The organism is Ruminococcus sp. (assembly GCF_024691275.1).
GTDB lineage: Bacteria > Bacillota > Clostridia > Oscillospirales > Ruminococcaceae > Ruminococcus.
This window is the reverse complement of the sequence record NZ_JAILNU010000012.1, coordinates 1-2,404: the sequence shown is the minus strand read 5'-3', so window position 1 is coordinate 2,404 and position 2,404 is coordinate 1. Positions and strand designations below refer to the sequence as shown.

Annotated in this window: 2 protein-coding genes; both read left to right on the top strand. The window is 48.5% G+C overall.

Going from position 1 to position 2,404, the window contains the following annotated elements; genetic code table 11:
* Positions 1-1,495: ABC transporter ATP-binding protein (locus K6G33_RS01705; protein WP_296775552.1), on the top strand; the 1,495-nt coding region annotated here is incomplete at its 5' end.
* A partial coding sequence (locus K6G33_RS01700) for an ABC transporter transmembrane domain-containing protein (RefSeq protein ID WP_296775551.1) occupies positions 1,492-2,404 on the top strand: 913 nt, incomplete at its 3' end. The genes K6G33_RS01705 and K6G33_RS01700, both read left to right, overlap by 4 nt.

Here is a 2,404-nt window from a genome sequence, read left to right as displayed (position 1 = left end):
TTCCCACACGGCAACCTATCTCACGATGAAAGAGATACGTCAAAGGCTGATAGCAAAGCTCACAAGAATGCCTATGGGAACGATACTCAGTTCCCCGTCGGGGTATTACAAGGACGTTATCGTTGACAGAGTTGAGGGCATCGAGGTGCCGCTGGCACATCTGCTGCCCGAAATGACCGCAAATGTGCTTGCACCCGTACTGATGCTCATATATCTGCTGACACTCGACTGGCGGCTTGCACTTTTATCACTCATAACTATCCCTGTGGGAATGGCGGTAATGAGTACGACCATGAAAAGCTACGGCGAGAACTACGGCAAGTCGGTGGAGATCGGCGGCAGAATGACGAATGCGATCGTTGAGTATATGGGCGGAATAGAAGTCATCAAGGCTTTCAGTCAGGGCGAGCGCTCCTATGAAAAATATGAAACAGCAGTCAACGAGAACGCCGCATTTTTCTACGGCTGGATGAAAAGCGCACAGTGGGCTATGTCAGCTTACAATGCGATAACGCCGTCGGTTTTATTGACGGTACTGCCGATCGGATTCTTGTTTTATTCATCGGGGAGCCTTTCCGCAGGGGCATTTGTCACCATGATAATTCTTTCCCTCGGTCTGCTTGAACCGCTCATAGCGGCTATGAATTATACGGACAATATCGCAAGAGTAGGCACAGTCATGGGACAGATAAACGATGTTCTTTCAAGCCCTGAGATAAACAGGACAGATAAAAATGCAGAAATGACCGGAAATACCATAGAGTTCAGAAATGTGACATTCAGCTATGACAGCGAGAACGATGCTCTCAGAAATATAAGCCTGACGATCCCCGAAGGCAAGGTCACGGCACTGGTCGGTCATTCGGGAAGCGGTAAGTCCACTGTTGCAAAGCTGATCGCAGGCTTCTGGGACGTGACTGACGGCAAACTGCTAATAGGCGGACAGAACGTCCGTGATATTCCCCTTGAAGCACAGACCGAGCGGATCGCTTACGTTGAGCAGAACAACTTCCTGTTTGATGAAACGGTCATGGAAAATATCCGCAAGGGTAAGGCCGGCGCAACTGACGAAGAGGTGATAAATGCCGCAAAGGCAGCAGGCTGTGATGATTTCATCAGAGGGCTGGACAAGGGCTATCAGACGGTAGTCGGAAGTGCCGGCGGACATCTCTCGGGCGGTGAAAGGCAGCGTATAGCCATTGCAAGAGCTATGCTCAAAGATGCACCTATCGTTATCCTTGATGAAGCTACTGCTTACATCGACCCCGAAAACGAAGCTGTGATACAAAGCGCTATCGCTAAGCTCGTGCAGGGAAAAACAGTCATTGTTATCGCTCACAGGCTTTCCACCATAACCGATGCTGACAACATCATCGTCTTGAATGAAGGAACAGTTGCCGCACACGGAACGCATAAGGAGCTGCTTGACCGTTCGGTTCTTTACCGCAATATGTGGCAGGCTCACACAGGTGCAAAAGGAGGTGCATCAGAATGATAAGCGCATTCAAGAAGATATGGGACTTCGCAGGAAGCGAGCAGAAGAATATCAAAAGATCTATCGTTCTTGCACTTCTTCATTCGATATTCTATGCGCTGCAATTTGCGGCAGTGTTTGTGATACTCAAAGCGCTGACAAGCGGCGATACCTCAAAAATGACTGCACTTTACGCCCTTGGTATCATGGTGCTGAGCATTGGGGGAAGGATAGTTCTGAACACTTTCTCTCAGCTTCAGAGAGTTCACGCAGGCTATTTCATGGTAGCAAACAAGCGTATCTCCATTGGCAACAAGCTCAGGTCGGTTCCTATGGGGTATTTCAACAAGAACAATCTCGGACAGATGACGGCTATCACCACCACAATACTTACAGACGTTGAGAACACTGCACCTGTTGTACTTGTTACGGTGCTTGGCGGTTTTATCAATTCTGTTGTATTCGCACTGTCGGTGCTGCTGTTTGACTGGCGTATCGGTATCATTGTATTTGTCGGTATGGCGGCGTTTATCTGGACCACCTCTTTACAGGAGAAACATTCACGCAAAGGCGCTCCTGAAAGACAGCGTGCGCAGGAAACGCTCGTTGAAAAAGTCCTTGAAGCTGTTCAGGGTATCAGCGTTATCAAAAGTTTTCATCTCGGTAAAAGCTCTTCGAGTGCGGTAAGCTCTGCCATAGAGCAAAGCTGTGATAAAAACCTTGCAATTGAAAAGCAGATGACCCCCTATCAGATCTTCCAGCAGATCGTGCTGAACCTGTTTGCGGTCTTTATCATGATCGTTACTGCGGCACTGTATCTGAATGGTTCAATGGAGCTTGCCAATGCCATGATGATGTTCGTGGCGGCATTTATGGTATTTGAGCAGATGAAAAGCGCAGGCATCAGCATTGCAACACTCCGTATTGCCG